The sequence below is a fragment of the Aurantimonas sp. Leaf443 genome (genome assembly GCF_001425575.1).
Lineage (GTDB): Bacteria > Pseudomonadota > Alphaproteobacteria > Rhizobiales > Rhizobiaceae > Leaf443.
Genome location: NZ_LMRD01000006.1, coordinates 117835 through 139283 on the forward strand (window position 1 = coordinate 117835; position 21449 = coordinate 139283).

General features: G+C 69.5%; 19 protein-coding genes and 1 tRNA gene. 9 read left to right on the plus strand and 11 right to left on the minus strand.

Translation table 11 applies throughout. The features are described 5' to 3' along the window. The first annotated feature begins 127 nt into the window (after window positions 1-127). On the plus strand, window positions 128-1033 hold the full coding sequence (galU, locus tag ASG48_RS05235; protein ID WP_055846318.1) for a UTP--glucose-1-phosphate uridylyltransferase GalU: 906 nt from the start codon (window positions 128-130) through the stop codon (window positions 1031-1033). 45 nt (window positions 1034-1078) lie between these two features. Here the strand turns inward: galU and ASG48_RS05240 are convergent, their stop codons facing one another. From ASG48_RS05240 to ASG48_RS05260, 5 genes are all read right to left on the minus strand, one after another. Further along, window positions 1079-2806 carry an outer membrane beta-barrel protein gene (locus tag ASG48_RS05240; protein WP_055846322.1) on the minus strand — a complete coding sequence of 576 codons (1728 nt, stop codon included), beginning with the start codon at window positions 2804-2806 and terminating at the stop codon, window positions 1079-1081. Between the two features lie 136 nt (window positions 2807-2942). Further along, a complete protein-coding gene (gene hemH / locus ASG48_RS05245) occupies window positions 2943-4004 on the minus strand; it encodes a ferrochelatase (RefSeq protein ID WP_156381505.1) in 1062 nt (353 codons plus the stop codon). A gap of 122 nt (window positions 4005-4126) precedes the next feature. Further along, window positions 4127-4486: a hypothetical protein gene (locus ASG48_RS05250; RefSeq protein ID WP_055846326.1), complete on the minus strand. Its 360-nt coding sequence runs from the start codon at window positions 4484-4486 to the stop codon at window positions 4127-4129. Between the two features lie 290 nt (window positions 4487-4776). Continuing rightward, on the minus strand, window positions 4777-5220 hold the full coding sequence (locus ASG48_RS05255) for a nuclear transport factor 2 family protein (protein WP_156381460.1): 444 nt from the start codon (window positions 5218-5220) through the stop codon (window positions 4777-4779). Between the two features lie 106 nt (window positions 5221-5326). Further along, the gene (locus ASG48_RS05260; protein ID WP_055846332.1) at window positions 5327-6772 is read right to left on the minus strand and encodes a homospermidine synthase; all 1446 of its coding nucleotides are present in this window, start codon (window positions 6770-6772) and stop codon (window positions 5327-5329) included. A 169-nt stretch (window positions 6773-6941) separates the two neighbouring features. Between ASG48_RS05260 and ASG48_RS05265 the strand changes: the two genes are divergently transcribed. Beyond that, complete coding sequence (locus ASG48_RS05265; protein WP_055846345.1) at window positions 6942-7901, plus strand: small ribosomal subunit Rsm22 family protein; 960 nt, start codon at window positions 6942-6944, stop codon at window positions 7899-7901. 22 nt (window positions 7902-7923) lie between these two features. Here ASG48_RS05265 and ASG48_RS05270 read toward each other — a convergent pair whose 3' ends face one another. Continuing rightward, on the minus strand, window positions 7924-9753 hold the full coding sequence (locus ASG48_RS05270; protein ID WP_156381461.1) for a M3 family oligoendopeptidase: 1830 nt from the start codon (window positions 9751-9753) through the stop codon (window positions 7924-7926). A 170-nt stretch (window positions 9754-9923) separates the two neighbouring features. Between ASG48_RS05270 and ASG48_RS05275 the strand changes: the two genes are divergently transcribed. From ASG48_RS05275 to ASG48_RS05285, 3 genes are all read left to right on the plus strand, one after another. After that, window positions 9924-11390, plus strand: a complete 1467-nt coding sequence (locus ASG48_RS05275) for a sigma-54 dependent transcriptional regulator (protein WP_055846348.1) — start codon at window positions 9924-9926, stop codon at window positions 11388-11390. Between the two features lie 248 nt (window positions 11391-11638). Then, window positions 11639-13435, plus strand: coding sequence for a DUF882 domain-containing protein (locus tag ASG48_RS05280; protein WP_082529261.1), 1797 nt, complete (start codon window positions 11639-11641; stop codon window positions 13433-13435). A gap of 1082 nt (window positions 13436-14517) precedes the next feature. Then, the gene (locus ASG48_RS05285; protein WP_055846351.1) at window positions 14518-14943 is read left to right on the plus strand and encodes a MucR family transcriptional regulator; all 426 of its coding nucleotides are present in this window, start codon (window positions 14518-14520) and stop codon (window positions 14941-14943) included. Between the two features lie 422 nt (window positions 14944-15365). Here the strand turns inward: ASG48_RS05285 and ASG48_RS05290 are convergent, their stop codons facing one another. Both ASG48_RS05290 and ASG48_RS05295 read right to left on the minus strand, forming a co-directional pair. Beyond that, entirely contained in the window at window positions 15366-15638 is a 273-nt protein-coding gene (locus tag ASG48_RS05290) for a DUF2312 domain-containing protein (protein ID WP_055846354.1), read from the minus strand. A 144-nt stretch (window positions 15639-15782) separates the two neighbouring features. After that, a complete protein-coding gene (locus tag ASG48_RS05295) occupies window positions 15783-16085 on the minus strand; it encodes a DUF1244 domain-containing protein (protein ID WP_055846357.1) in 303 nt (100 codons plus the stop codon). A gap of 203 nt (window positions 16086-16288) precedes the next feature. Between ASG48_RS05295 and ASG48_RS05300 the strand changes: the two genes are divergently transcribed. From ASG48_RS05300 to pyk, 3 genes are all read left to right on the plus strand, one after another. Further along, window positions 16289-17275, plus strand: a complete 987-nt coding sequence (locus ASG48_RS05300) for a DMT family transporter (protein ID WP_244486767.1) — start codon at window positions 16289-16291, stop codon at window positions 17273-17275. 103 nt (window positions 17276-17378) lie between these two features. Next, a complete protein-coding gene (locus ASG48_RS05305) occupies window positions 17379-17840 on the plus strand; it encodes a DUF1036 domain-containing protein (RefSeq protein ID WP_055846360.1) in 462 nt (153 codons plus the stop codon). Beyond that, window positions 17837-19273 (plus strand): pyruvate kinase, encoded by a 1437-nt coding sequence (gene pyk / locus ASG48_RS05310; RefSeq protein WP_055846363.1) that lies wholly within the window; start codon window positions 17837-17839, stop codon window positions 19271-19273. The genes ASG48_RS05305 and pyk overlap by 4 nt, the downstream gene beginning before the upstream one ends. 94 nt (window positions 19274-19367) lie before the next feature. Here pyk and ASG48_RS05315 read toward each other — a convergent pair whose 3' ends face one another. From ASG48_RS05315 to ASG48_RS05325, 3 genes are all read right to left on the minus strand, one after another. Next, window positions 19368-20123: a tetratricopeptide repeat protein gene (locus tag ASG48_RS05315; RefSeq protein WP_244486768.1), complete on the minus strand. Its 756-nt coding sequence runs from the start codon at window positions 20121-20123 to the stop codon at window positions 19368-19370. A gap of 103 nt (window positions 20124-20226) precedes the next feature. Continuing rightward, window positions 20227-20352: a type B 50S ribosomal protein L36 gene (ykgO, locus tag ASG48_RS05320; protein ID WP_055846366.1), complete on the minus strand. Its 126-nt coding sequence runs from the start codon at window positions 20350-20352 to the stop codon at window positions 20227-20229. A 302-nt stretch (window positions 20353-20654) separates the two neighbouring features. After that, window positions 20655-20739: transfer RNA gene (locus ASG48_RS05325), tRNA-Leu, on the minus strand. Window positions 20740-20909: 170 nt separating this feature from the next. On the opposite strand from ASG48_RS05325, the gene ASG48_RS05330 reads away from it, so the two are divergent. Next, complete coding sequence (locus ASG48_RS05330; RefSeq protein WP_055846369.1) at window positions 20910-21446, plus strand: disulfide bond formation protein B; 537 nt, start codon at window positions 20910-20912, stop codon at window positions 21444-21446. Window positions 21447-21449: the final 3 nt, after the last annotated feature.

Sequence of the window (21449 nt, forward strand, 5' to 3'; positions counted from 1 at the left end):
TTCGCGGCCAAATGGCGGCGACACGCCTTCGCGGCGCGATGAGTCGCGCCCGTTTCCTTGGGATTGACGGCGTCGCCGACGCCTCAGCTCACGATGACCCGCCCAACGAGGCCAACTGAGAGAGACCATGAAGAAAGTACGCAAGGCCGTCTTCCCCGTCGCCGGGCTTGGCACGCGCTTCCTGCCCGCCACCAAGGCGATCCCCAAGGAGATGCTGACGGTCGTGGACCGGCCGGTGATCCAGTATGTCGTGGACGAGGCGCGCGAGGCGGGCATCGAGCACCTGATCTTCGTGACGGGCCGCAACAAGGGCGTCATCGAGGACTATTTCGACATCCAGTACGAGCTGCAGAACACGCTGGCCGAACGCGGCAAGACGATGGAGCTGACGCTGCTCGAAGACCTGCAGCCGCGCGCCGGCACCGCGAGCTTCACGCGCCAGCAGGCCCCGCTCGGCCTCGGCCATGCCGTCTGGTGCGCGCGCGACCTCGTCGGCAACGAGCCCTTCGCCGTGCTCCTGCCCGACATGATCATGCAGGCGCAGAAAGGCTGCCTCGCCGAGATGGTCGAGCTCTACGAGATCGCCGGCGGCAACGTCGTCTCGGTCGAGCAGTGCGATCCGGCCGAGACCAACAAATACGGCATCGTCGGCAAGGGCGAGACCGTCGGCAACGGCTTCAAGATCGAAGGCATGGTCGAGAAGCCCAAGCCCGCGGACGCGCCGTCGAACTTCTACATTTCCGGCCGCTACATCCTGCAGCCCGAGATCTTCCAGATCCTGGAGATGCAGGAGAAGGGCGCGGGCAACGAGATCCAGCTGACGGACGGCATGCTCAAGCTCGCCGCCCAGCAGAGCTTCAGCGCGCTGCCCTTCTCCGGCCGCACCTTCGACTGCGGCACGAAGGAAGGCTTCATCGAGGCGAATGTCGCCTTCGCGCTCTGGCGTTCGGACATCCGCGACAAGGTCATCGGCAATATCGAGCGCCTGCTCGAGACCGTCGAGCCGGTCTCGGTGCGCAACGCCGCCGAGTAGGGCGGAGGCGTTTCGCGGCGGGGCAGGGCCCTGCCGCGACATCCGTCAGCGCTGCAGCTTCACGCCGAGGCGGGCGCCGGTGGCCGAATAGTCGTCGGCGCTCGTCGCGCCGACGAGGAAGGACTGCGACACGAGGCCGGTGAACGCGGCGTTGCGGTTGATCCAGTAGGTGAAGCCCGCCTCGGCCGAATAGGTCGTCTCGTCGTCGGCATCGCGGGTGGAATCGGCGTAGCGCAGGGTCAGCGCGCCGTTGAGGTCCGTGCGCGCCGTCAGGATGTGGCGCAGGCCGAGGCTCCCCTCGTAGTCGACTTCCGCCGCCGAACTCGACAAGTCCGGCTGGAACGCGGTGCGAAGCCCCAGCGTGACGTCCGTGCCGCGCTGCGGCGACCAGGCGAGCGAGGCGTCGATCGTGGGGGCGGACGTGTCGCGCGCGCCGTCGTCGTCCGGGCGGTTGGCGGCATAGCCGAGCGCGAGTTCCCCGGCGAGCTTCTCCGACAGATCGAGCGCAAGCCCCGCCCGCACAGACGGGATCAGCGAATCGCGCCCCGGCGACGCCGCGCCGAAGGGCTGGTCCTCGTCGAACAGGCGCCGCCCGAGGCTCGCCTCCACGAAAGGCTGGAGCGCGGGGGAGAGCGTGTAGCCGGCCCGCAGCCCCGCCGTCAGAGTCGTGTAGTCGTCGTCCTGCGGCAGCGGCTTGTCGCCGTAGCTGGAGCGCGCGATCGTGCCGGTGCCGCGCAGCGCGAAGCGGCCGAGATCGCGCTCCAGATCGCCGGAGACCGAGCCGAGGAAGCGGTCGACCCGCTCCGTGCCGAACGCGGTGCCGTCGAGCGCGCTCGCGATGTCGGAGGCGTCCTCCTGCCGGTATTCGAGCGCGCCGCGAACGGTGGCGCGCGTCAGGTGGTCGATCTCCAGCCGGTAGCGGCCGTCGAGCGTGGCGCGCGGGTCGTTCTCGGGCTCGCCGGCGAAGTTGCGGCGCCAGGTGAGCCCGGCGTTCAGTTCGGCCTCGTCGGCGGAAAAATCCGACAGGAGGCGGGCGTTGAGGCTCGTCTCGCTGAACAAGCCGCTTCGGCCGCCCGGCTCGTCCTCCAGATTGGAGGAGATGCCGAGCGTCTGGATGAGTTCGGGATAGAGGATGAAGCGCCCCGCGGAGAGGCCGACGGGCGCGAAGGGATCGCCCTGCGGGCGGCGCAGCGTCTGTTCCAGCGCGGTGCTGGTGCGCCCGGCCCGGCGCGAGTCGAAGCCGAACTGCACCTCGTCGGCGATGCCGGCGGCCAGCGGCGGGTTGGGCGGCTGCACGAGGCCGAGCCCCGTCGCCGCCTCCGGCTCCGCGAACGGGACCGCGGCGCCGTCGTCCTCGGCGGCGAGGGGGGCGCCGGTGCGCGCGCTCGCCCGCGCCGTGGCGCGCGTGCGCGGGTTGAGGCGCGCCGGAGCGTTCGCCGTCGGCGTTTCGGGAGCCGCGAAGAGATCGAACGTGCGGCGCCTGGGCTCGGGCGTCTCGTCCTCGGCCGGCTCGCGCTCGGGCTCGGGGCGGATGTCCGCGCGGGGCGCAAGGGTCTGGCGGGCGGGTGCGAGCGTCCGGAGCGGCCCGATCTGCCCGGTAGTGGACAGATCGGTGTCCTCGGCCGGCCCCTCGCGCAAGGGTCCGCTCTGCCTGCGCAACTCGTCGAGCATGGACGTCTGGCCGAGCGCCGCGCCCGCCCAGAGCTCCAGCGCGAGGATCGCCAGCCCGGCGGCGGCGAGCCTCGGGGGCGGCAGGCAGGGGAAGGTTCGCATCGCAGGGCCTTCGGCTGGCCGGACGGTCGGCACGCGCCCCTCGCCTCACGCGGCGCAGGGATCGCCTCCGCCTTATCCTCCCGCATCATGGATCGAGCCTTGCGCGCGGGGCACGAGGCTCGACCGTCCCGGCCTGTCAGTCGAGCCAGCCCTTCAGCTCGCGGCGCACCATGGCCTCGATCACGTCCATGCCCGGCTCCGAATCGTTGAGGCAGGGAATGTGGCTGAAGTTCACGCCGCCCGCATGGTGGAAGATCTCGCCGACTTCGCCGGCGATCTCCTCCAGCGTCTCCAGACAGTCGGAGACGAAGCCGGGATTGAGGACGGCGATCGACTTCACGCCCTCCTTGGCCAGCGCCTCGACGGTCTTGTCCGTATAGGGCTGCAGCCATTCCTCGGGGCCGAAACGCGACTGGAACGTCGTCATCAGGCGTCCCTTCGGCCAGCCGAGACGCTCCTCGAGAAGGCGCGATGTCTTCTGGCAATGGCAGTGATAGGGGTCGCCCTTGCGGAAATAGCTCTGCGGAATGCCGTGATAGGAGGCGAGGACGCGCTCGGGCTCGAAGTCGAGCGTGGCGAGATGGGTCTCGATGGAGCGGGCGAGCGCATCGATATAGACGGGCTCGTCGTGATAGGCGGGCACCGTGCGCACCGCCGGCATCCAGCGCTTGCCCAGCATGTGCTCGAAGAACTTGTCGTTCACCGTCGCGGTCGTGGAGGCCGAATATTGCGGGTAGAGCGGGTAGACGAGGATGCGGTCGCAGCCCTGCGCCATCAGGGCGTCCGTGCGCTCCGCGATCGAGGGCGTGCCGTAGCGCATGGCCCAGTCCACCGCGACCTCGCCCTGGCCGGCCATGCGGATGGCGAGCTTCTCGCCCTGCGCCCGGGTGAAGGTGCGCAGCGGCGACTCGTTGCGCTCCTTGTTCCAGATCTGCGCATAGGCCGCGCCGGACTTCTTCGGCCGCGTGTTGAGGACGATGCCGTAGAGGATCGGGTACCAGGCCGCGCGCGGCCATTCGATGACGCGCTTGTCGGAGAGGAACTCCTTGAGATAGCGGCGCATCGGCTTGAAGTCGGTGCCGTCGGGCGTGCCGAGATTGACGAGGAGTACGCCGATCCGCGGCTTCTTCACGGGCGGGTGTCCGGCGGGCAGGGGCCCCACGCTCCGTTCGGCGACCGTCTTCGTCAGCGCGTTCATGGCATCCTCGACATAGGAATGGATCCCGGCGCCCATGCGGGCCCCGGGCATGTCCGTTTATAGGGTTCGGCGCCGCCGGCGGCAGGCGCCGAAGGCGCGGCGCAAGGTCGCCCTTGGCGGGCTCAGGCGCGCACGAGGTCGAAGGTCGAGCCGTTCGACGAGGAGCAGGAGAGGCGCGCCGGCTGGACCTGATTGCAGTTCGCCGCCACGCGCTGGCGCGTCGTCTCGGACGTGTAGGTGATGGTGATCTGGCCGGGCGCGATCTGGCTGTAGGTGCCCGACGCCAGGAGCGCGCTGGTCTTGCTCTCGACCGACTGGAACTGGCCGTTGCGGAAGGTGGCGTTGTAGGCGACCGGGCCGGCGGTCGACGCCCAGCGGCCCTCGACGCCGGCAGGCGCTGCCGGCTGCACCTGGGCGATCTGGCTGCCGGTCTGGCAGGCGGCCAGCGCGATCGGAAGGAGGAGGATGGCGAGGCGGCGCATGGGAGAACTCCTTCGGGCGCTGACGGGGCGCCGACGCACAAGATAGAGCCCGCGGCGCCGGAGGGCGACACGGGCGAGCGGGTCTAGCAAGGATCGCGGGTGAGGCGAAGGTCCCGCCGCCCCGGCGGCGACGCGAACTCCCCGGCAAAGGCCGGCCGTCCGACGACGCACGACCCTCACCCACGGACCTTGCCGGCGATAGATGGGACAGGCTCGCCGAGACGCAACGGCGGACTGGAACGATTCTCGTTTCGCCGTCCGCGCGCCTCGATCCGCCTCACAGGGCCAAGCTACTGCGCCGCTTCCAGGCGCCGCGAGGGGATGACGGAATGGATCGACCCGATCGTCTCGATGGAGCGGATGCGGTCGTCGCTCGTGAAGGCGAACCAGTACATGGTCGTGCCGGTGATGAGCGTGCCGGTCTTCTCGTCGAGCCGCGTCCAGTTGCAGCGGCTGGCGGCGCAGTCGTCCTCGACGAGGATGCCGCGCTGTTCGTAGGAAATGTAGGAGGTGCGCCGGATCAGCTCGTCCAGGAAGGCCTTGGCTTCTTCCTCGCCATGCAGGCGGAACTCGCCTTCGAGACGCCCGTACCAGGGCGCGTCCGTGCCTGCATTCATGCGCTGGTTGAACACAGCGCCGGGTCCGAAATGCCTCGCGATGGCGCCCTGCCGGCCTGCCATCACCGCTTCCATCACCTCTTCGACCACCAGGCGCTTCGCGTCGGTGTCACTCATCGGCTTCTCCATGGGAGCCGGCGATGGGCTCCGTTCGGAGCGTCCCCGCTGCCGTCGCAGCGAGAAAGCTCGGCCATGGCAAGAACCACGGCCGAGCGAAGAACGATCAGCGAACCAGAATGTTCCGGAACTGCCAGGGATCCTTGTCGTCGATGTCCTCGGGGAAGAGGCCCGGCCGGTCCTGCAGCGGCGTCCAGTCGGTGTAGTAGCCCTTCACCGGGCCGAGATAGGGCTTCTGCACCTCGAGGCAGCGCTTGTAGTCGATCTCGTCGGCCTCGACGATGCCGGCCTCCGGGTTCTCCAGCGCCCAGACCATGCCGGCCAGCACGGCCGAGGTGACCTGCAGGCCCGTCGCGTTCTGATAGGGCGCGAGGCGGCGCGTCTCTTCCAGCGAGAGCTGCGAGCCGTACCAGTAGGCGTTCTTCTCGTGGCCGTAGAGGAGGACGCCGAGCTCGTCGATGCCCTCGACCAGCTCGTTCTCGTCGAGCACGTGGTGCTGCGGCTGGATCTTGCCTGCGGCGCCGAACAGCTCGTGCAGCGACAGGACGGCGTCGTTGCAGGGATGGTAGGCGTAGTGGCAGGTCGGACGATAGGTGACTTCGTCCTCCTTGTTGCGGTGGGTGAAGTAGTCCGCGATCGAGATGGACTCGTTGTGCGTCACCAGGAAGCCGTACTGGGCGCCCGGCGTCGGGCACCAGGAGCGTACGCGCGTGTTGGCGCCCGGCTGCTCCAGGTAGATCGCGGCCTGGCAGCCCTTCTTGTGCTCCTTGGCGTTCTTGGGCATCCACTTCTCGTGCGTGCCCCATCCGAGCTCGGCCGGCTGCATGCCCTCGGAGAGGAAGCCCTCGACCGACCACGTGTTCCAGAACACGTCGCGCGGCTTGGGCTTGGCGGCGACCTGCGTGTCGCGCTCGGCGATGTGGATGCCCTTGACGCCGACCTTCTTCATCAGCTTGGCCCAGCCCTCGCGGTCGGACGTGGCCGGCTCCTCGAAGTCGAGCCCGGTGTCGCGGGCGATGTCGACGAGCGCCTGCTTGACGAACCAGGAGACCATGCCCGGATTGGCGCCGCATGTGGAGACGGCCGTGGTGCCGCCGGGGTTCTTGCGCTTCTCCTTGCGCAGCGTCTCGCGCAGCGCGTAATTCGTGCGGTCGGCGTTGGAGAGCGTCTCGTCGAAATAGAAGCCGAGCCAGGGCTCGACCACGGTGTCGATGTAGAGGACGCCGAGCTCGCGGCACAGGCGCATGAGGTCGACCGACGAGGTGTCGACCGAGAGGTTCACGCAGAAGCCCTGGCCGGCGCCCTCGGTGAGGAGCGGCGTCAGGAGATCGACGTAGTTCTTGCGCGTCACGGCTTCCTGCACGAAGCGGACGCCGCGCTCGTCGAGCAGCGCCTTGTCGCGGTCGAGCGGGTCGATGACGGTGAAGCGCGAGCGGTCGTATTCGAAATGGCGCTCGATGAGCGGCAGCGTGCCCTTGCCGATCGATCCGAAGCCGATCATGACGATCGGGCCGGTGATCTTGCCGTGGACCGGATGCTTCTCTTTGGCCATCGTGTCTTCTTCCCTGTGGCGTGGCAGGCCGAACGCGGCCGGCGATGCTCAGCGGCTAGACCAGTTCGCTGTCAAATAAAAGGGGAGGCGCTGCAGCCCTCTCATGTGTTCCCGTGCGCGGACGGGGCCGGCAGGTGACTTCCGGGCGATGGCCGGGCAAGGAAGCGGCATGGATCTTCCCGCCCCCCTCCGCCAGGCGATCGCCGACCTTCTCGACCCCGTGCCGCTCGCCGACCTGAAGGCGGCGGGTTTCGCGCTCTCGGCGCGCTACCGGGCCGAGACGCGCGACGGGCGCCTGCACCTGTCGGACGACCTCCTCGCCATGGCCTATCTCGCGACGCGCCTTCCCGCGACCTATGCCGCCGTCCGCGCCAGCCTGTCGGCGCTGGCCGAAGCGCGCCCCGACGTCTCGCCCGCGAGCCTTCTCGACATCGGCGCCGGCCCCGGCACGGTGCTGCATGCCGCGCAGGACCTCTGGCCCGGGCTCGGCGAGGCACGGCTGGTGGAGGCGAGCGCGCCGATCCGCGCGCTCGGCGAGCGCCTTCTCGCCTGCCTGCCGACGGTGAGCGCGCGCTACGAGGCGCGGGACCTGCGATACGGCACGCCCGGGCGGGCCGACCTCGTGACGGCAACCTACCTGCTCGACGAACTGTCGCCCGGCGAGCAGGGCGCGCTGGTCGATTCGCTCTGGCAGGCCTGCGGCGAGGCGCTTCTCCTCGTGGAGCCCGGCACGCCCGCCGGCTGGCGGCGCATCCTCGCCGCGCGCGACCGGCTGCTGCGCGCCGGCGCGTCGATCCTCGCCCCGTGCCCGCACGCGCTGGCCTGTCCGCTCGCGGCGCCCGACTGGTGCCACTTCGCCGAGCGCCTGCCGCGCTCGCGCCTGCACCGCCTCGCCAAGGAGGCCGACGTGCCCTTCGAGGACGAGAAGTTCGTCTATCTCGCCGCCGCCCGCAGGCCCGGCGAGCCGCCGGCCGCGCGCGTCCTGGCGCCGCCGCGCGCCGGCAGCGGCAAGGTTCAGCTGAAGCTCTGCCGCAGTGACGGGCGCTGCGGCGAACGCCTCGTCACGCGGCGCGAGGGCGAGGCCTTCCGGGCGGCCCGGCGGGCGGAATGGGGCGACGGGTTCGCCTGACGGCCCCGCCGGCCCTGGTCCGTCAGGGCTCCATGCCCTCCAGCTCGTCGATGAAGCCGGAGATGACGGCCAGACCCTTCGACCAGAAGGCCGGGTCGGAGGCGTCGAGGCCGAAGGGGCGCAGCAGTTCCGAATGGTGCTTGGTGCCGCCCGCCGTCAGCATCTCGAAATACTTCTCCTGGAAGCCGTTCTCGGACTGCCGGTAGACGGCGTAGAGCGAGTTCACGAGGCAGTCGCCGAAGGCGTAGGCGTAGACGTAGAAGGGCGAGTGGACGAAGTGCGGGATATAGGTCCAGTACGTTTCGTAGCCCGCGCCGAGATGGATCGCCGGCCCGAGGCTGCGGCCCTGCACGTCCAGCCAGAGCTCGCCGATGCGCTCGGCCGTCAGCTCGCCCTCGCGCCGCTCGGTGTGGAGCGCCCGCTCGAACTCGTAGAAGGCGATCTGGCGCACCACCGTGTTGATCATGTCCTCCACCTTGGAGGCGAGCAGGGTGCGCCGTTCCTGCGGGGTGCGCGCCCCGTCGAGCAGCGAGCGGAAGGTCAGCATCTCGCCGAAGACGGAGGCGGTCTCGGCCAGCGTCAGCGGCGTCGCGGCCATCAGCGCGCCCTGCCGACCGGCCAGGACCTGATGGACGCCGTGGCCGAGCTCGTGGGCGAGCGTCATCACGTCGCGCGGCTTGCCCATGTAGTTGATGAGAACATAGGGGTGCACGCTCGGCACGGTCGGGTGCGCGAAGGCGCCCGGCGACTTGCCCGGCCGGTTCGCCGCGTCGATCCAGCCGCGGTCGAAGAAGCGCTCGGCGATCTCGGCCATGTCGGGCGAAAAGCCGGCATAGGCCTCCAGGATCGTGCGGCGCGCCTCGCCCCAGGAGATGTCGCGGCGCGACTGGTTGGGCAGCGGCGCGTTGCGGTCGTAGTGTTCCAGCCGGTCGAGGCCGAGCCAGCGGGCCTTCATCGCGTAGTAGCGATGCGAGATCGCGGGATAGGCGTCGGCGACGGCCGCCGCCAGCGCATCCACCACGCCGCGCTCGACGCGGTTGGCGAGATGGCGCGAGTCGGCGACGTCCGAGAAGCCGCGCCAGCGGTCGGAGATTTCCTTGTCCTTGGCGAGCGTGTTGGTGATGAGCGTGAACGTGCGCAGGTTCTGCGAGAAGACGTTGCCGAGCGCGACCGCCGCCTTGCGGCGCGTCTCGCGCTCGGGATCCTGCAGGAGGTTCAGCGTGGCCTCCAGCGCCATGTCGTCGCCGTCGACGGTGAAGCGCAGGGCCGTCATCGTCTCGTCGAAGAGGCGGTTCCAGGCCGAGCCCCCGGTCATCGACTTCTCGTGGAACAGTTCCTCGACCCGGTCCTCGAGCTGGTGCGGCTTGTCCTTGCGCAGGTCGACGATCCACGGCCGGTAATGGGCGAGGGCGGGGTCGCGCTCCATGGCGGCGTCCATCGCCGCGTCGTCGACGCGGTTCAGTTCCAGCGGGAAGAACAGGAGGCGGGCGGAGATGTCGACGATCCTGCCCTGCACGTCGCCGTAGAACTTGGAGCGCACCGGATCGGACGTGTCGCCGGAATAGACGAGGCCGGCATAGGAGATGATGCGGCCGAGAAGGTCCTCCAGCGCCTCGAACTCCTTCAGCGCCTCGCCGAGCCCGCCCGCCGGAGAGGCCGCGACCCCTGCGAGCGTGCCGCGCCACCTGGCCTGGAAGGCGGCGGCCTCGAGCCCGGCGCGCGACAGGTCCTCGGCGAGCAGCGGACTGTCCATCGACGGGTAGAGATCGTCGAGGTTCCATTCGGGAAGGGTTTCGGTCAGCCCGCCGGCTGCCTCCAGGGCAGAGCGTAGAATCCGCAGGATCGGGATCATGCAATCGGTCTCGTCTGGTTGCGACGCCCTTGGGAAAGCGTCTCTCTATGTCTTCGGTCAAAAGATCGGGAGTTTGGAAGATACCGTTGTCCGTGCCGCTTCAGCCGGCCTTCACGCCCTTCGTGCCAGATTGGCACGTATCGAGATAGCGCAGGGAACAGGCGGCTGGCATGACCGAAATGGTCCTCATCGTCGATGACGATCCTATACAGCGTCGCTTGCTGGACGCACAGGTCTCGCGCATGGGGCTGACGCCGCTCGTCTGCTCGGGCGGGGCCGCCGCGCTGACGCTGCTGCGCGCCAAGGCCCAGGAGATCGGGGCGATGGTGCTCGATCTCGTGATGCCCGATCTGGGCGGGCTGGAGGTGCTGCGCGAGATGGACGCGGCCGGAATCCAGGTGCCCGTCGTCGTGCAGACCGCCAAGGGCTCGCTCGAGACGGTGGTGGAGGCGATGCGCGCCGGGGCCTTCGACTTCGTGGTGAAGCCCGCGAGCCCCGAGCGCATGGCGCTCGCCATCGACGCGGCGGTGCGGCTCAGCCGCGCCGGCGGCCGGGCTCATGCCGCAGGCGCCGCTTCGCAGGCCTTGCCGGACCGCCCGCCGCTCGACATGCCCGATGCCGGCCCCGCCATGCGCCCGCTCCTCGCCATGGCCGAGCGCGCGGCCGGCTCGTCCATTCCGCTCCTCATCGGCGGCGAGACGGGCGTGGGCAAGGAATGGCTCGCCCGCGCGATCCATGCTGCGGGCCCGCGCGCGTCACGGCCCTTCGTCGCGGTGAACTGCGGCGCCGTGCCCGCCGATCTCGTGGAGAGCATCCTCTTCGGCCATGCCAAGGGCGCCTTCACGGACGCCCGCGAAGCTCAGCCCGGACGCTTCGTGGAAGCCGACGGCGGGACGCTGCTCCTCGACGAGATCGCCGAACTGCCGCTCGCGGCGCAGGTGAAGCTCCTGCGCGTCCTTCAGGACGGCGCGGTCGATCCGGTCGGCGCCCGGGGCAGCGTCGCGGTCGACGTGCGCGTCGTCTCGGCCACCAACGGCAACCTCGCCGCGGCGGTGGAGACGGGGACGTTCCGCCAGGATCTCTACTATCGCCTCGCCGTCCTCGAACTGACCGTTCCGCCGCTGCGCGAGCGGCGGGAAGAGATCGCGCCTCTCGCCCGGTCGATCCTCGCCCGACACGCGCGGGACGGGCGCGGCTTCCATCTCGACGCGCAGGCCGGGGCGCTCCTGGAAGCCTACGACTGGCCCGGCAATATCCGCCAGCTGCAGAACGTCCTCCACCGCGCCGCGGTGCTGGCGGACGCGCAGGTGCTCACGGTCGAAGATTTTCCGCAGGTCCGCGACGCGATCGGCGTGGGCGGGGAGGCGCGCGCGAAACTCCCGCCGGCCGGCCGGCCGGGGGCTGAGGCCGATCGCGAGACGGCCGTGCCGGCCAGGGGCGCGGGCGGGCTCGTCCTGCCGATCGACCTGTGCGGGCCGGACGGGGAGATCCGCACGCTCGAGGCGGTGGAAGGGGACGTGATCCGGGCCGCGATCGCCCGCTACCGGGGGCGGATGAGCGAAACCGCGCGCCGGCTCGGCATCGGACGCTCGACATTGTACAGGAAAATGCGCGATCACAAGATCGACCTCGTCTGAGACGACACCATCTCTCCCGGGACCGACGCCCGGCTCGAACGGGGCGGCGACGTGCTTGCGCTCTGCAAGACTAGGTTAGGCTTAATGGAGGCTTAACGCTTTTCTTGAAGAATCGTGGGACGGCGCTTCGGGTGTCATCATGGTGCCGCAGTCTGATTCAATCTGGACTGTGGCAGGACGGGAACGATCTGCGCGTGGCGGTCCGGGGACCTCCCGGCACCGCGCCGCGAAGATGAGGGGGATAGCGCATGTTCGGACGAACCGCTGGCGCGGGCCTTAAGGGCTGGCGCATCGCGATGGCGACGGCCGCAGCGATCATGGCTCTCGGGGTCATGACGCAGGCGGCGAGCGCCGAGGTCCGGACGCTGCGCTTCTACAACCTTCATACCAAGGAGCGCGCGAGCTTCGCCTACAAGAAGAACGGTCGCTACGACCAGGGCGAGTTGAAGCGCATCAACTGGTTCATGCGCGACTGGCGCAAGGCCAAGGCGACGAGCATGAGCCCGCAGCTCATGGACCTGATCTGGGAAGCCTACCGGCAGTCCGGCTCGCGCGACTACATCAACGTGATCTGCGGCTACCGCTCGCCCGCCACCAACGCCATGCTGCGCTCGCGCTCCTCGGGCGTCGCCCGCGAGAGCCAGCACACCGCGGGCAAGGCGCTCGACTTCTTCATCCCCGACGTGCCGCTGTCCAAGATGCGCGCCATCGGCCTGAAGATGCAGGTGGGCGGCGTCGGCTTCTATCCGCGCTCGGGCTCGCCCTTCGTCCATTTCGACGTCGGCAATGCCCGCCACTGGCCGCGCATGAACCGGCGCGAGCTGATGGCCGTCTTCCCGAACGGCAACACGATCCACGTGCCCTCGGACGGCAAGCCGCTGCCGGGCTACCAGCAGGCGCTGGCCTCCTACAAGCAGCGCCGCGGGGCCGCTTCGCTCGAAGTCGCCAATGCCAGCGCCTCGGGCGGCGGCGGCGGCCGGAGCTTCCTCGCCATGCTCTTCGGCGGGGGGGCCGACGAGGCGGACGACGAGGCCGAGGCCGTGGCGACCCCGGCGCCGGCCGCGCCGAAGGTGCGCGAGCGCGCCGTCGAGACGCCCGCGACGGCAGTCGCCGCCGCCAAGCCCGTGCCGCCCGCCAAGCTGCCGAACGGCGCCGCCGTCGGCGTGCCCGATACGTTCGACACGGGCGCCCCGGCGCCCCGCGCCGTCGAACCCGAGGCCAAGCCCGACACGCAGGCCGAGACCGAGGTCGCGATGCTGACCCGCGTGCCCGTGCCGACCTTCGCGCCGGTGCGCGCTCTCGAAGCGGCGCCCGCGCCCGTCCAGATGGCGAGCGCCGCGAGCGTCCCGGTGCCGGCCGTGCCGGTGCCCACCGATCCGATCGTCGAAAAGCGCGTCGATTCCGTCGCGAGCCTCGTCGCCGCGCTGGACAAGCAGGCCAAGGAAACGGTCGCGAGCGGTCAGATGGCCTATGCCGTGCCGATGCCGCGCGAGCGCCCGCCCTTCGCCAGCGTGATGAAGGAAGCGGCGCTGGAACCGCAGGCGAGCGCCGAAAGCCTCAAGGCGACCGTCGCGGCCATCACGCCGAGCGAGCGGCCTGTGGCAGCTTCGGCCAAGCCCGCTCTCGCCGTGCCGGCCGCCCGCGTCGCCGCGGCCGCAGTGCCGACGCCCGCCCTTCTCAAGACGGCCTCGAACGAGGTGCGCAAGCCGGCGCGGGCCGCAGCGCCCGCCGCGAAGGCCGCCCCGAACGGATCCGGCAAGTCGGGCCGCGTCGGTCCCGCCGACAGCCTCGCCGAGGTCCAGCCGAAGGCGAACGTGATCGATCCGCAGGATGCGATCGCACAGCGCATCGCGCTCGCGGCCATCGTCACCGACCCGCAGGCGCGCGCGGTCGAGACGATGAAACGGCCGAGCGCCGACCGTCTCGTGGGCGAGAAGCCGGGCACGGTCTTCGTCGGCGGCTTCTCCTCGGAGCCGGCGAGCGGCAAGAGCGATCGTTTCGCCGGCAAGGCGGTGAATTTCCTGCCCGTGGCCCGGCTCGACTGACCGACGCGCCCTCCTGATATTTCAGCGGCCCCGCCTCGTTCGAGGCGGGGCCGTTTCTTTTCGGGCCATCTTCGCTTTCGTCGGCGGCCGGAGGTTCTCTCTCGCAGGCGGACTTGCCCGACCAGGGGCGGGATCCGTGCGGGCCGGTCGCCGACGCCGATGGCGCCTGATGCTGCAACTCGGTCTCCGCCGTCGCGCCAGCGGCTTGGCGCTCCGGCGGCCGAGGCGACGAAGCGGGCCGTCCCCGCGCATCCGACGGCCATGCACCCCGCAGTCGCCGGGCCGGCGACCCCCTTGCGGCCGGATCAGTATCGTACAATCCAAGGTGGCATAGACCGTCTCTGGACGTGACGGGTGGATGGCGGTCTCGCTGACCCAGTTCGACCAGCATTCCCTCTCGATCGCTCCCTGCGATCTCGCCAGCCGTTGCAGGACGGGATGAAATCTTCCGCCGAGCAACGACGAAGCGAGAGCCATACCGACAATTGTCGAGATCCTCGCAGGCCGATCCCGGATGGGAACCAGCGGTCGCCGCTTGTTTCGATATGGCTCGGCGGCCTCGTCGTTTGCTTGGAGCGCTGCCGGAGAGCGGATGCTCCAGACGCGGGAAGGTTGTATATTGTGACAGGCCGGCCTCAATTATTGGCAAGAACGACTGAGCATCACGCAGGTTGCGGCAGTCCGCGCCAAGGTTTTGACGTCTCGCCTTCAGTCGTCGAAGGTCAAGCTTTACTGGTATGACCACCGTCCGGACGAATGGAGCTAAGGCGGGCGAATGACCGCTTTCGACTTCGCGAGAAGTTGAACAGTATGCGATGTGTTTCGCCTCGCGGGCATCATATTTCAGGAATGCTTGGCGACTGCCGCGTCCTCCCTGCCGCCGGTTGTGTAACGGCGCGCCGTCGTAGGCGACGCGTCTTGAAGCGCCGCGATCCTTCGCAGTCCGGATGACCAGTGGAATTGTTGCGTCGATACTTGACATCAAGTATTGCCGGGCCAATACAGGTACACATATAGCTTGGCGGCGTGCCCGAAAGTGGTATGCGAGGCTTACGTAAATGTCATTGATGATTGAGGGACAGATGGAACAGCTTGAATCGGTCGACAACAACGAGATGCTGATGGGTCTGACCGCCGAAGTGGTGGCCGCCTATGTCAGCAACAATTCGCTACCGGTCTCCGAACTCCCGGCTCTCATCTCGGACGTCTACGGTGCGCTCGGTCGCACGACGGTCGCGCCCGCAGCCCCGCAGGCGGAGAAGCCGAAGCCGGCAGTTCCGGTGAAGAAGTCCGTGACGGACGACTACATCATCTGCCTGGAAGACGGTAAGAAATTCAAATCTCTGAAGCGTCACCTGATGACGCATTATAACCTGTCGCCCGAGGATTATCGCGAGAAGTGGGACCTGCCGGCCGACTATCCGATGGTCGCGCCGAACTATGCGGCCGCCCGCTCGCGCCTCGCCAAGCAGATGGGCCTCGGCCACAAGCGCCGTCGCGGCCGCTGAGCGGCCCGATCGGGTCCGAACAGTCCCGCCAGTCCCGCCCCCGGCGCTCCGCGTCGGGGGTTTTTCTGTTTTGGCGTTCGGGATGGTTCGTCACGGCCGTCGGAAGGGCGTTCCGCGCTTGCGACGCTTTTGCGACACCGGCTGATCGGCGCTTTCGAAGTCTCGCTCCGACCGTCGGGACGCCGGTCTGCCCTTCCGTGGCGAAACGTCGCAGGGTCCGGTCCGGTGTCGGTCGCGGCGCGCGATGGAGGGCCGAAGTGTCGAAAAACGTCCAACCGGGCGTTGTCCGGCCGACGCGCCGCCGGACATGCGGATGAGCGGCTGTCGGACGGGCGGGCCTTCCCCCTGGACGGTCCGGTCGGGCGGCAGACGTCGGCCGCCCCCTATGACCGCCGTCTTCGTTCGCGCCGCCGCTCGCGGCCTCAGGCGTCGGAGAGGCTGGGCGCCATGCCGAGCGCCTGCAGGTAGAGGTCGAGGATCGCCTCCTGTTCCTGCCGCTCGTTCACGTCCTGCTTGCGCAGCGAGATCACCTTGCGCAGCACCTTGGTGTCGAAACCGTTGCCCTTGGCCTCGGCATAGACGTCCTTGATGTCGTCGGCGATCGTCTTCTTCTCCTCTTCCAGTCTCTCGATGCGCTCCACGAAGGAGCGGAGCTGGTCCTGGGCGACATCGGTGACGTCGGTGACATCGGACATGGCATGGGTCTCCGCATGAGGGCGTTCGGTCGAAGGACGGTGCCCTATCAGGTCGAATCGATTCTTTGAATGGTGCGGAGCTTGCGCGTCCCTGGACGGGGCGCGCATTCGCGGCGGGGCCGGCGTCGTGCCGAACGGCCGACCTCAGTGTTCGGAGCGCGCGGCGAAGGCGGTCGCGGCCTCGGGCGTGGCCTCGTTCTGGTGGAGGCGGCGCCATTCCTCGTAGGGCATTCCGTAGACGATCTCCCGCGATCCTTCCTTGGACAGGGCCGTCCCGTCCGCTTCCGCCGCCTCGCGGTACCAGTTCGACAGGCAATTGCGGCAGAAGCCCGCAAGGTTCATCAGGTCGATGTTCTGCACGTCGTGGCGCTCGCGCAGATGGGCCACGAGGCGGCGGAAGGCGGCGGCCTCGTAGTCTCGGCGCTGGTCTTCTGTGAGGTCGTCCATGGCCTCGTCTCCTGTTTTGTCCCGGGTATACGTGCATATCGAGCCTCGACCCGCCCGCATCAAGCGCCGCGTGCCGTTCGCGCCAGCCGCGCATCGCGGTCGAATTCGGCGCGGCGATGGTCTAAGGAGGGCGCGCGCCGGGCGCCCGAGCCTCGATCGAGATCCGCCGCGTCTCGCCGCCGTTTCCTCGCGAGGACAAGCGATTGACCCTGACCGACGACAGTGCCGCCGGAGCTGAGAGACCGCCGGTCGGCGCGCGCGCCGCGGTCGGCGGCGGCCTTGCCGTCGCGGCCCTCCTCGTCGGGGCGGCCGCGATGGGCCTTTCGCCCGTCTTCGTGCGCAATGCCGAGGTCGGCCCCTTCGCCAGTGCCTTCTGGCGCGTGTTCGGAGCATTGCCGCTTCTGGCGCTCTGGGCGGTCTGGGAAGGCCGGCACGGCGCGGCGTCTCCATCCGAGCCGCCGGCTGGCCCGAAGGCGCGGCTGCGCGCACCCGTTCTCCTTGCCGGACTGTTCTTCTCCGGCGACCTCCTCTTCTGGCACCTCGCCATCCGCGACACGTCGATCGCCAATGCCACGTTCCTCGCCTGTCTCGCGCCCTTCTGGGTGGCGCTGCTGTCACGGGTGACCATCGCCGAGAGCGTCGCGCCGACGACGCTTCTCGGCCTTCTCGTCTGCCTGCCGGGGGCCGCTCTCCTCGTCTTCCATTCGGGAAGCCTCGGGCAGGGCGCCATGGGCGACTTCTACGGCCTTCTCACCTCGTTCTTCTTCGGGCTCTTTTTCCTCGCCGTGCGCGAGGCGCGCCGCACGATGGGGGCGGGCGCCATCACCTTCCGCTCCACCGCCATCACCTCGGCCGTCCTGCTCGTGGCGGCGCTTCTGGCCGGCGAGAGGCTGCTGCCGCCCGGTGCCTCGGGCGCGGCAAATCTCGCGGCGCTCGCCACCGTCAGCCATGCCGGCGGGCAGGGGCTTCTGGCCTTCGCGCTCGGCGCGCTCTCGGCCTCCTTCTCCTCGCTGGTCATCTTCGCCGAGGCCGTGGCGGCCGCCCTCTTCGCCTATCTCTTCGCCGGCGAGAGCCTGTCGCTGGCGCAGGGCGCCGGCGGTCTCCTGATCCTGGCCGGCATCTTCGTGGCGCGGCCGCGGGCGCCCGTCGTCCCGCCGGCCGTCGCCGCGAGCGAGGTTCGCGGCCGATGATCGCCCCCGCCGCGTTGACACGTCCCCTGCCTGTGCGAAGACTGCCGCAGCGCATCAACGCCTCATCCAGACGTCGCCGAATCGCTTCTCAAGGACTGCCGACATGACATCGCGTTCACGCCGCCGCCTCGGCGTCGGAGCCCTCTCCCTCCTTGCCGGTTGCGGGCTCGCCACCTTCGTCGGGACGGGAACGGCCAAGGCCGATTTCCGCGTCTGCAACGGCACGAAGGCGCTGGTGGGCGTTGCCATCGGCTACCGGGCCGAGGCGGGCTGGACCTCGGAAGGCTGGTGGCGCATTCCCGCCACGACCTGCAAGTCGATCATCGAGGGGCCGCTCGCCTCGCGCTACTACTATCTCTACGCCGAGGACGCCGACGGCGCCGGGCGCTGGGCCGGCCCCGTCGATCTCTGCATCGCGGAGAACGAGTTCAAGATCGCCGGGGTGAAGGATTGCTTCAAACGGGGCTATCAGAAGATGGGCTTCCGAGAGTATGACACCGGCGAGCAAGGCAGCTGGATGGTTCAGCTGACCGAGGCTCCGCGCGAGGGTGCGGATACGCAATGAGACGAAATCGTCGCGTCAAGATCCTGGCTACGCTGGGGCCGGCCTCTTCCTCGGAAGAGATGATCCAGAAGCTGCATCGGGCCGGTGCCGATGTGTTCCGCATCAACATGAGCCATGCCGACCACGACCTGATGCGCGAGCTCGTCAAGCGCATCCGCAACGTGGAGGAGGCCGTCGGCCGCCCGATCGGCATCCTCGCCGACCTTCAGGGACCGAAGCTGCGCGTCGGCAAGTTCCAGGACGGCAAGATCGAGCTTTCCGCCGGGGACGAGTTCACGCTGGACGACGATCCCGCGCTCGGCTCGCAGACCCGCGTGAACCTGCCCCATCCCGAGATCCTCGAGGCGGTGAAGCCCGGCCACCGGCTGCTCATCGACGACGGCCGCCTGGAACTGCGCTGCCTGGAGTCGGACGGCAAGCGGCTGCGCTGCGTCGTCGTCGCCGGCACCAAGATCTCCGACCGCAAGGGCGTGAGCCTGCCCGACACGACGATCGCCACGGGCGCCCTCACCGAGAAGGACCGCCGCGATCTCGACGCGGTGCTCGCCGAGAATGTCGACTGGGTGGCGCTCTCCTTCATCCAGCGCCCGGACGATCTGGCCGAGGCGCGCAAGATCGCGCGCGGCCGCGCCTTCCTGCTCGCCAAGATCGAGAAGCCGCAGGCCGTCGAGCGTCTCGACGAGATCATCGAACTCTCCGACGCCATCATGGTGGCGCGCGGCGATCTCGGCGTCGAGCTGCCGCTGGAAATGGTGCCCGGCATCCAGAAGCAGATCACCCGCGCCTGCCGCAAGGCCGGCAAGCCGGTGGTCGTCGCCACGCAGATGCTGGAATCAATGATCACCGCGCCCGTGCCGACGCGCGCCGAGGTCTCGGACGTCTCCATCGCCGTCTACGAGGGCGCCGACGCGATCATGCTCTCGGCCGAGTCGGCCGCCGGCGACTATCCGGTCGAGGCGGTGTCGATGATGGACCGCATCGCCCAGCGGGTCGAGAAGGACCCGCTCTATCCCGGCATCATCTTCGCCCAGCGCCCCGATCCCGAGCCGACCGGCGCGGACGCGGTCTCGCTGGCGGCGCGCCAGATGGCCGAGACGCTCGGCGTCTCCGTCATCGTCACCTATACGGCGACGGGCACGACGGGCCTTCGCACCGCGCGCGAGCGTCCGCAGATTCCGATCCTGGCGCTGACGCCGGTCGTGCGCACGGCCCGCCGGCTGTCGCTGGTCTGGGGCCTGCATTGCGTGGTGACGGAAGACGCGCAGAATCTCGACGACATGGTCGACCGCGCCTGCCGCATCTCCGTTCAGGAGAATTACGCGCGGGCCGGCGAGCGCCTGATCGTGACCGCCGGCGTGCCGCTGCGCACGCCCGGCGCCACCAACATGCTGCGCATCGCCTATATCGGTTCGGACGGCCTCTCCGCCGTCTGAGATCCCTTGCGACAAGCCTCCGGCCGGCCGCCCGGGAAAACCCGGCGGCCGGCTTTCCTTTGCCCTCCGCCGGTTCGCTGCGACCCTTTGCGGCCTACAGCGTCGGCCCCAGCAGCTCGTCGGAGAGGCGGGCGACGGCGTCCTGCGCCGATTTCAGCGTGGGATAGACTGAGAGCGCCCGCGCGTAGGCCTCGAGCGCGCGTTCCTTGCGGCCCATGCGCTCCAGGATGAGGCCCAGCCCGACCAGCGCTCCGAAATGGCGCGGCTCGCGCGACAGGGTCTGCTCGATGTCGGCGAGCGACTTGCCCCACTGGTCCGTCGCGAAATTCAGCGTCGCTCGCCGGTTCCAGGCTTCCGCGTAGTCCGGCGCGAGGACGAGGGCCGAATCGATCATGTCGTAGGCGGCCGCGGTCTGCTTGTGGCCCATGGCCCGCGCCGCCCATTGCATCAGGAGATCGACGGTGGCGCTGCCGCTCTTGCGCCATTCGGCCTCGATGCGCCCGGCGATCGCCTTGGCCTTCTCGGCATCGGGCTCGCGCGAAAGCTCGGTGAAGAGCCGGTCGAGCCGCGCGCGGGGCGTCTCGTCCGCGCGGGCCGGGGGCTCGTCCGGCGAGGGCATCGGATCGGCCGCGGGCGGGCTTCCGAAGGCCTCCGGCAGGCTTTCGGGGCCGTCGCCCGTGTCCGGCGGGGGCACGACCATCGGCGGCGTGCGCTCCTGCAGGCCGGGCGGCGCTGCCGGCGGTTCGCCGGGCAGGGTCTGGGAGGGGGCCCGGTCCTGCGCGCGCGCAGCGGGCGCGGCGGCGAGGAGGCAGATCAGGGCGAGGGATGTCGAAACGAGAACGGCGCGCATGGGGGGAGACTATCCCCCGAATGCGCGCCGTCAAACTCACTTTGCATGTGAGGCGCGCCTTGGCGCCTCTTCAGCCAGCCGTCCGTCCGGACGGCTGCCCGCGTCAGCCCTGGCGAGCCTTGTAGCGCGGGGCTTCCTTGTTGATGATGTAGATGCGGCCCTTGCGGCGGACCAGGCGGTTCGCACGGTGGCGCGCCTTGAGGGACTTGAGCGAATTCTTGATCTTCATGACAACACCGGATCGCCGATCGCGACGACCGGGTTCACTCCGTTCCGCCGCAGGATTGAAGGCGCGTCAGCAACGCACCGAAAGATGGGCGGGACATACCGGGGCGTCACCGCACTGTCAAGAATTGGACGCGTTCCGAAGCCCGCCGCGCCCTTGCGCGCCGAAGGCGCTGCATGGGGCGGTCGACTCGCACCACGCGGACGCGGGCCGACGACCGTGGCGTCGCCTCTTGGCGAGCGAGAAAGACGCGTCGGGACGATCCCGAGCCTTCGGATCGGCAGCGGCGGAAAGGGGGCGAAGCGTGGTGCGGGTGGTCGGGCTCGAACCGACACTCCTTGCGGAACCGGATTTTGAGTCCGGCGCGTCTACCAGTTCCACCACACCCGCACGGCGAGGCGGAGCGCCGAAGCGCCCGTCGCGGTGAACTATATCGGCGGGGCGGGCAGCGTCAATGCGCGAGAGCCGGGGCGCCATTGCCGAGAGGCGGGCGGCGGGGGTAAGCAGCGAAACGCGCTCCGGATCGCCGGGGCGCCGCCGCATCTCGTCCGAAGGCTGCCATGGCTCTCCTCCAAGCGTTTCGCCGGCCGACGGGCCTGCGCCAGACCCTCGCCTCCGCCATTCTCCTGGCGGGCATGGCGGGAACGGTCGGCACCGCGCTCCTCTTCCAGCATGTCGGCGGCTTCATTCCCTGCGCTCTGTGCCTCGGCCAGCGCGTTCCCTATTATGTGGCGGTGCCCGTCGCGCTCCTGGCGCTCGTGTCCGCGGCCGGGCGCGGCAAGGCGGCGATCACGCGCCTTCTCCTTCTCAGCGTCGGGCTCCTCATGGTCTGGTCGCTCTATCTCGCCGTCTTCCATGCCGGCGTCGAATGGGGCGCCTGGCCCGGCCCGACCGACTGCGCGAGCGTTCCGGGCGGCGATCTTCTCGGCGGCGACCTTCTGTCGGCCATCGACGCGGTTCGCCCGCCCTCCTGCGACAAGGCGGCGGGGCGTTTCCTCGGCCTCTCCTTCGCCGGCTGGAACGCCATCGCCTCGGCGCTCTTCGCGGGGCTGGCGCTGTTCTCCGCCTTCGCCCGCGCCGACCGCTTCACGCGCTGACGC

Excerpts from the sequence above, each read along its gene's own strand:
- ASG48_RS05275 (WP_055846348.1), top strand. The coding sequence starts at position 9,924 with ATGACCGAAATGGTCCTCATCGTCGATGACGATCCTATACAGCGTCGC.
- ASG48_RS05295 (WP_055846357.1), bottom strand. The coding sequence starts at position 16,085 with ATGGACGACCTCACAGAAGACCAGCGCCGAGACTACGAGGCCGCCGCC.
- ASG48_RS05255 (WP_156381460.1), bottom strand. The coding sequence starts at position 5,220 with ATGAGTGACACCGACGCGAAGCGCCTGGTGGTCGAAGAGGTGATGGAA.
- ASG48_RS05260 (WP_055846332.1), bottom strand. The coding sequence starts at position 6,772 with ATGGCCAAAGAGAAGCATCCGGTCCACGGCAAGATCACCGGCCCGATC.
- ASG48_RS05265 (WP_055846345.1), top strand. The coding sequence starts at position 6,942 with ATGGATCTTCCCGCCCCCCTCCGCCAGGCGATCGCCGACCTTCTCGAC.
- pyk (WP_055846363.1), top strand. The coding sequence starts at position 17,837 with ATGAGACGAAATCGTCGCGTCAAGATCCTGGCTACGCTGGGGCCGGCC.
- ASG48_RS05305 (WP_055846360.1), top strand. The coding sequence starts at position 17,379 with ATGACATCGCGTTCACGCCGCCGCCTCGGCGTCGGAGCCCTCTCCCTC.
- ASG48_RS05280 (WP_082529261.1), top strand. The coding sequence starts at position 11,639 with ATGTTCGGACGAACCGCTGGCGCGGGCCTTAAGGGCTGGCGCATCGCG.
- ASG48_RS05285 (WP_055846351.1), top strand. The coding sequence starts at position 14,518 with ATGGAACAGCTTGAATCGGTCGACAACAACGAGATGCTGATGGGTCTG.
- ASG48_RS05270 (WP_156381461.1), bottom strand. The coding sequence starts at position 9,753 with ATGATCCCGATCCTGCGGATTCTACGCTCTGCCCTGGAGGCAGCCGGC.
- ASG48_RS05240 (WP_055846322.1), bottom strand. The coding sequence starts at position 2,806 with ATGCGAACCTTCCCCTGCCTGCCGCCCCCGAGGCTCGCCGCCGCCGGG.
- ASG48_RS05330 (WP_055846369.1), top strand. The coding sequence starts at position 20,910 with ATGGCTCTCCTCCAAGCGTTTCGCCGGCCGACGGGCCTGCGCCAGACC.
- ASG48_RS05290 (WP_055846354.1), bottom strand. The coding sequence starts at position 15,638 with ATGTCCGATGTCACCGACGTCACCGATGTCGCCCAGGACCAGCTCCGC.
- ASG48_RS05315 (WP_244486768.1), bottom strand. The coding sequence starts at position 20,123 with ATGCGCGCCGTTCTCGTTTCGACATCCCTCGCCCTGATCTGCCTCCTC.
- galU (WP_055846318.1), top strand. The coding sequence starts at position 128 with ATGAAGAAAGTACGCAAGGCCGTCTTCCCCGTCGCCGGGCTTGGCACG.
- hemH (WP_156381505.1), bottom strand. The coding sequence starts at position 4,004 with ATGAACGCGCTGACGAAGACGGTCGCCGAACGGAGCGTGGGGCCCCTG.
- ykgO (WP_055846366.1), bottom strand. The coding sequence starts at position 20,352 with ATGAAGATCAAGAATTCGCTCAAGTCCCTCAAGGCGCGCCACCGTGCG.
- ASG48_RS05250 (WP_055846326.1), bottom strand. The coding sequence starts at position 4,486 with ATGCGCCGCCTCGCCATCCTCCTCCTTCCGATCGCGCTGGCCGCCTGC.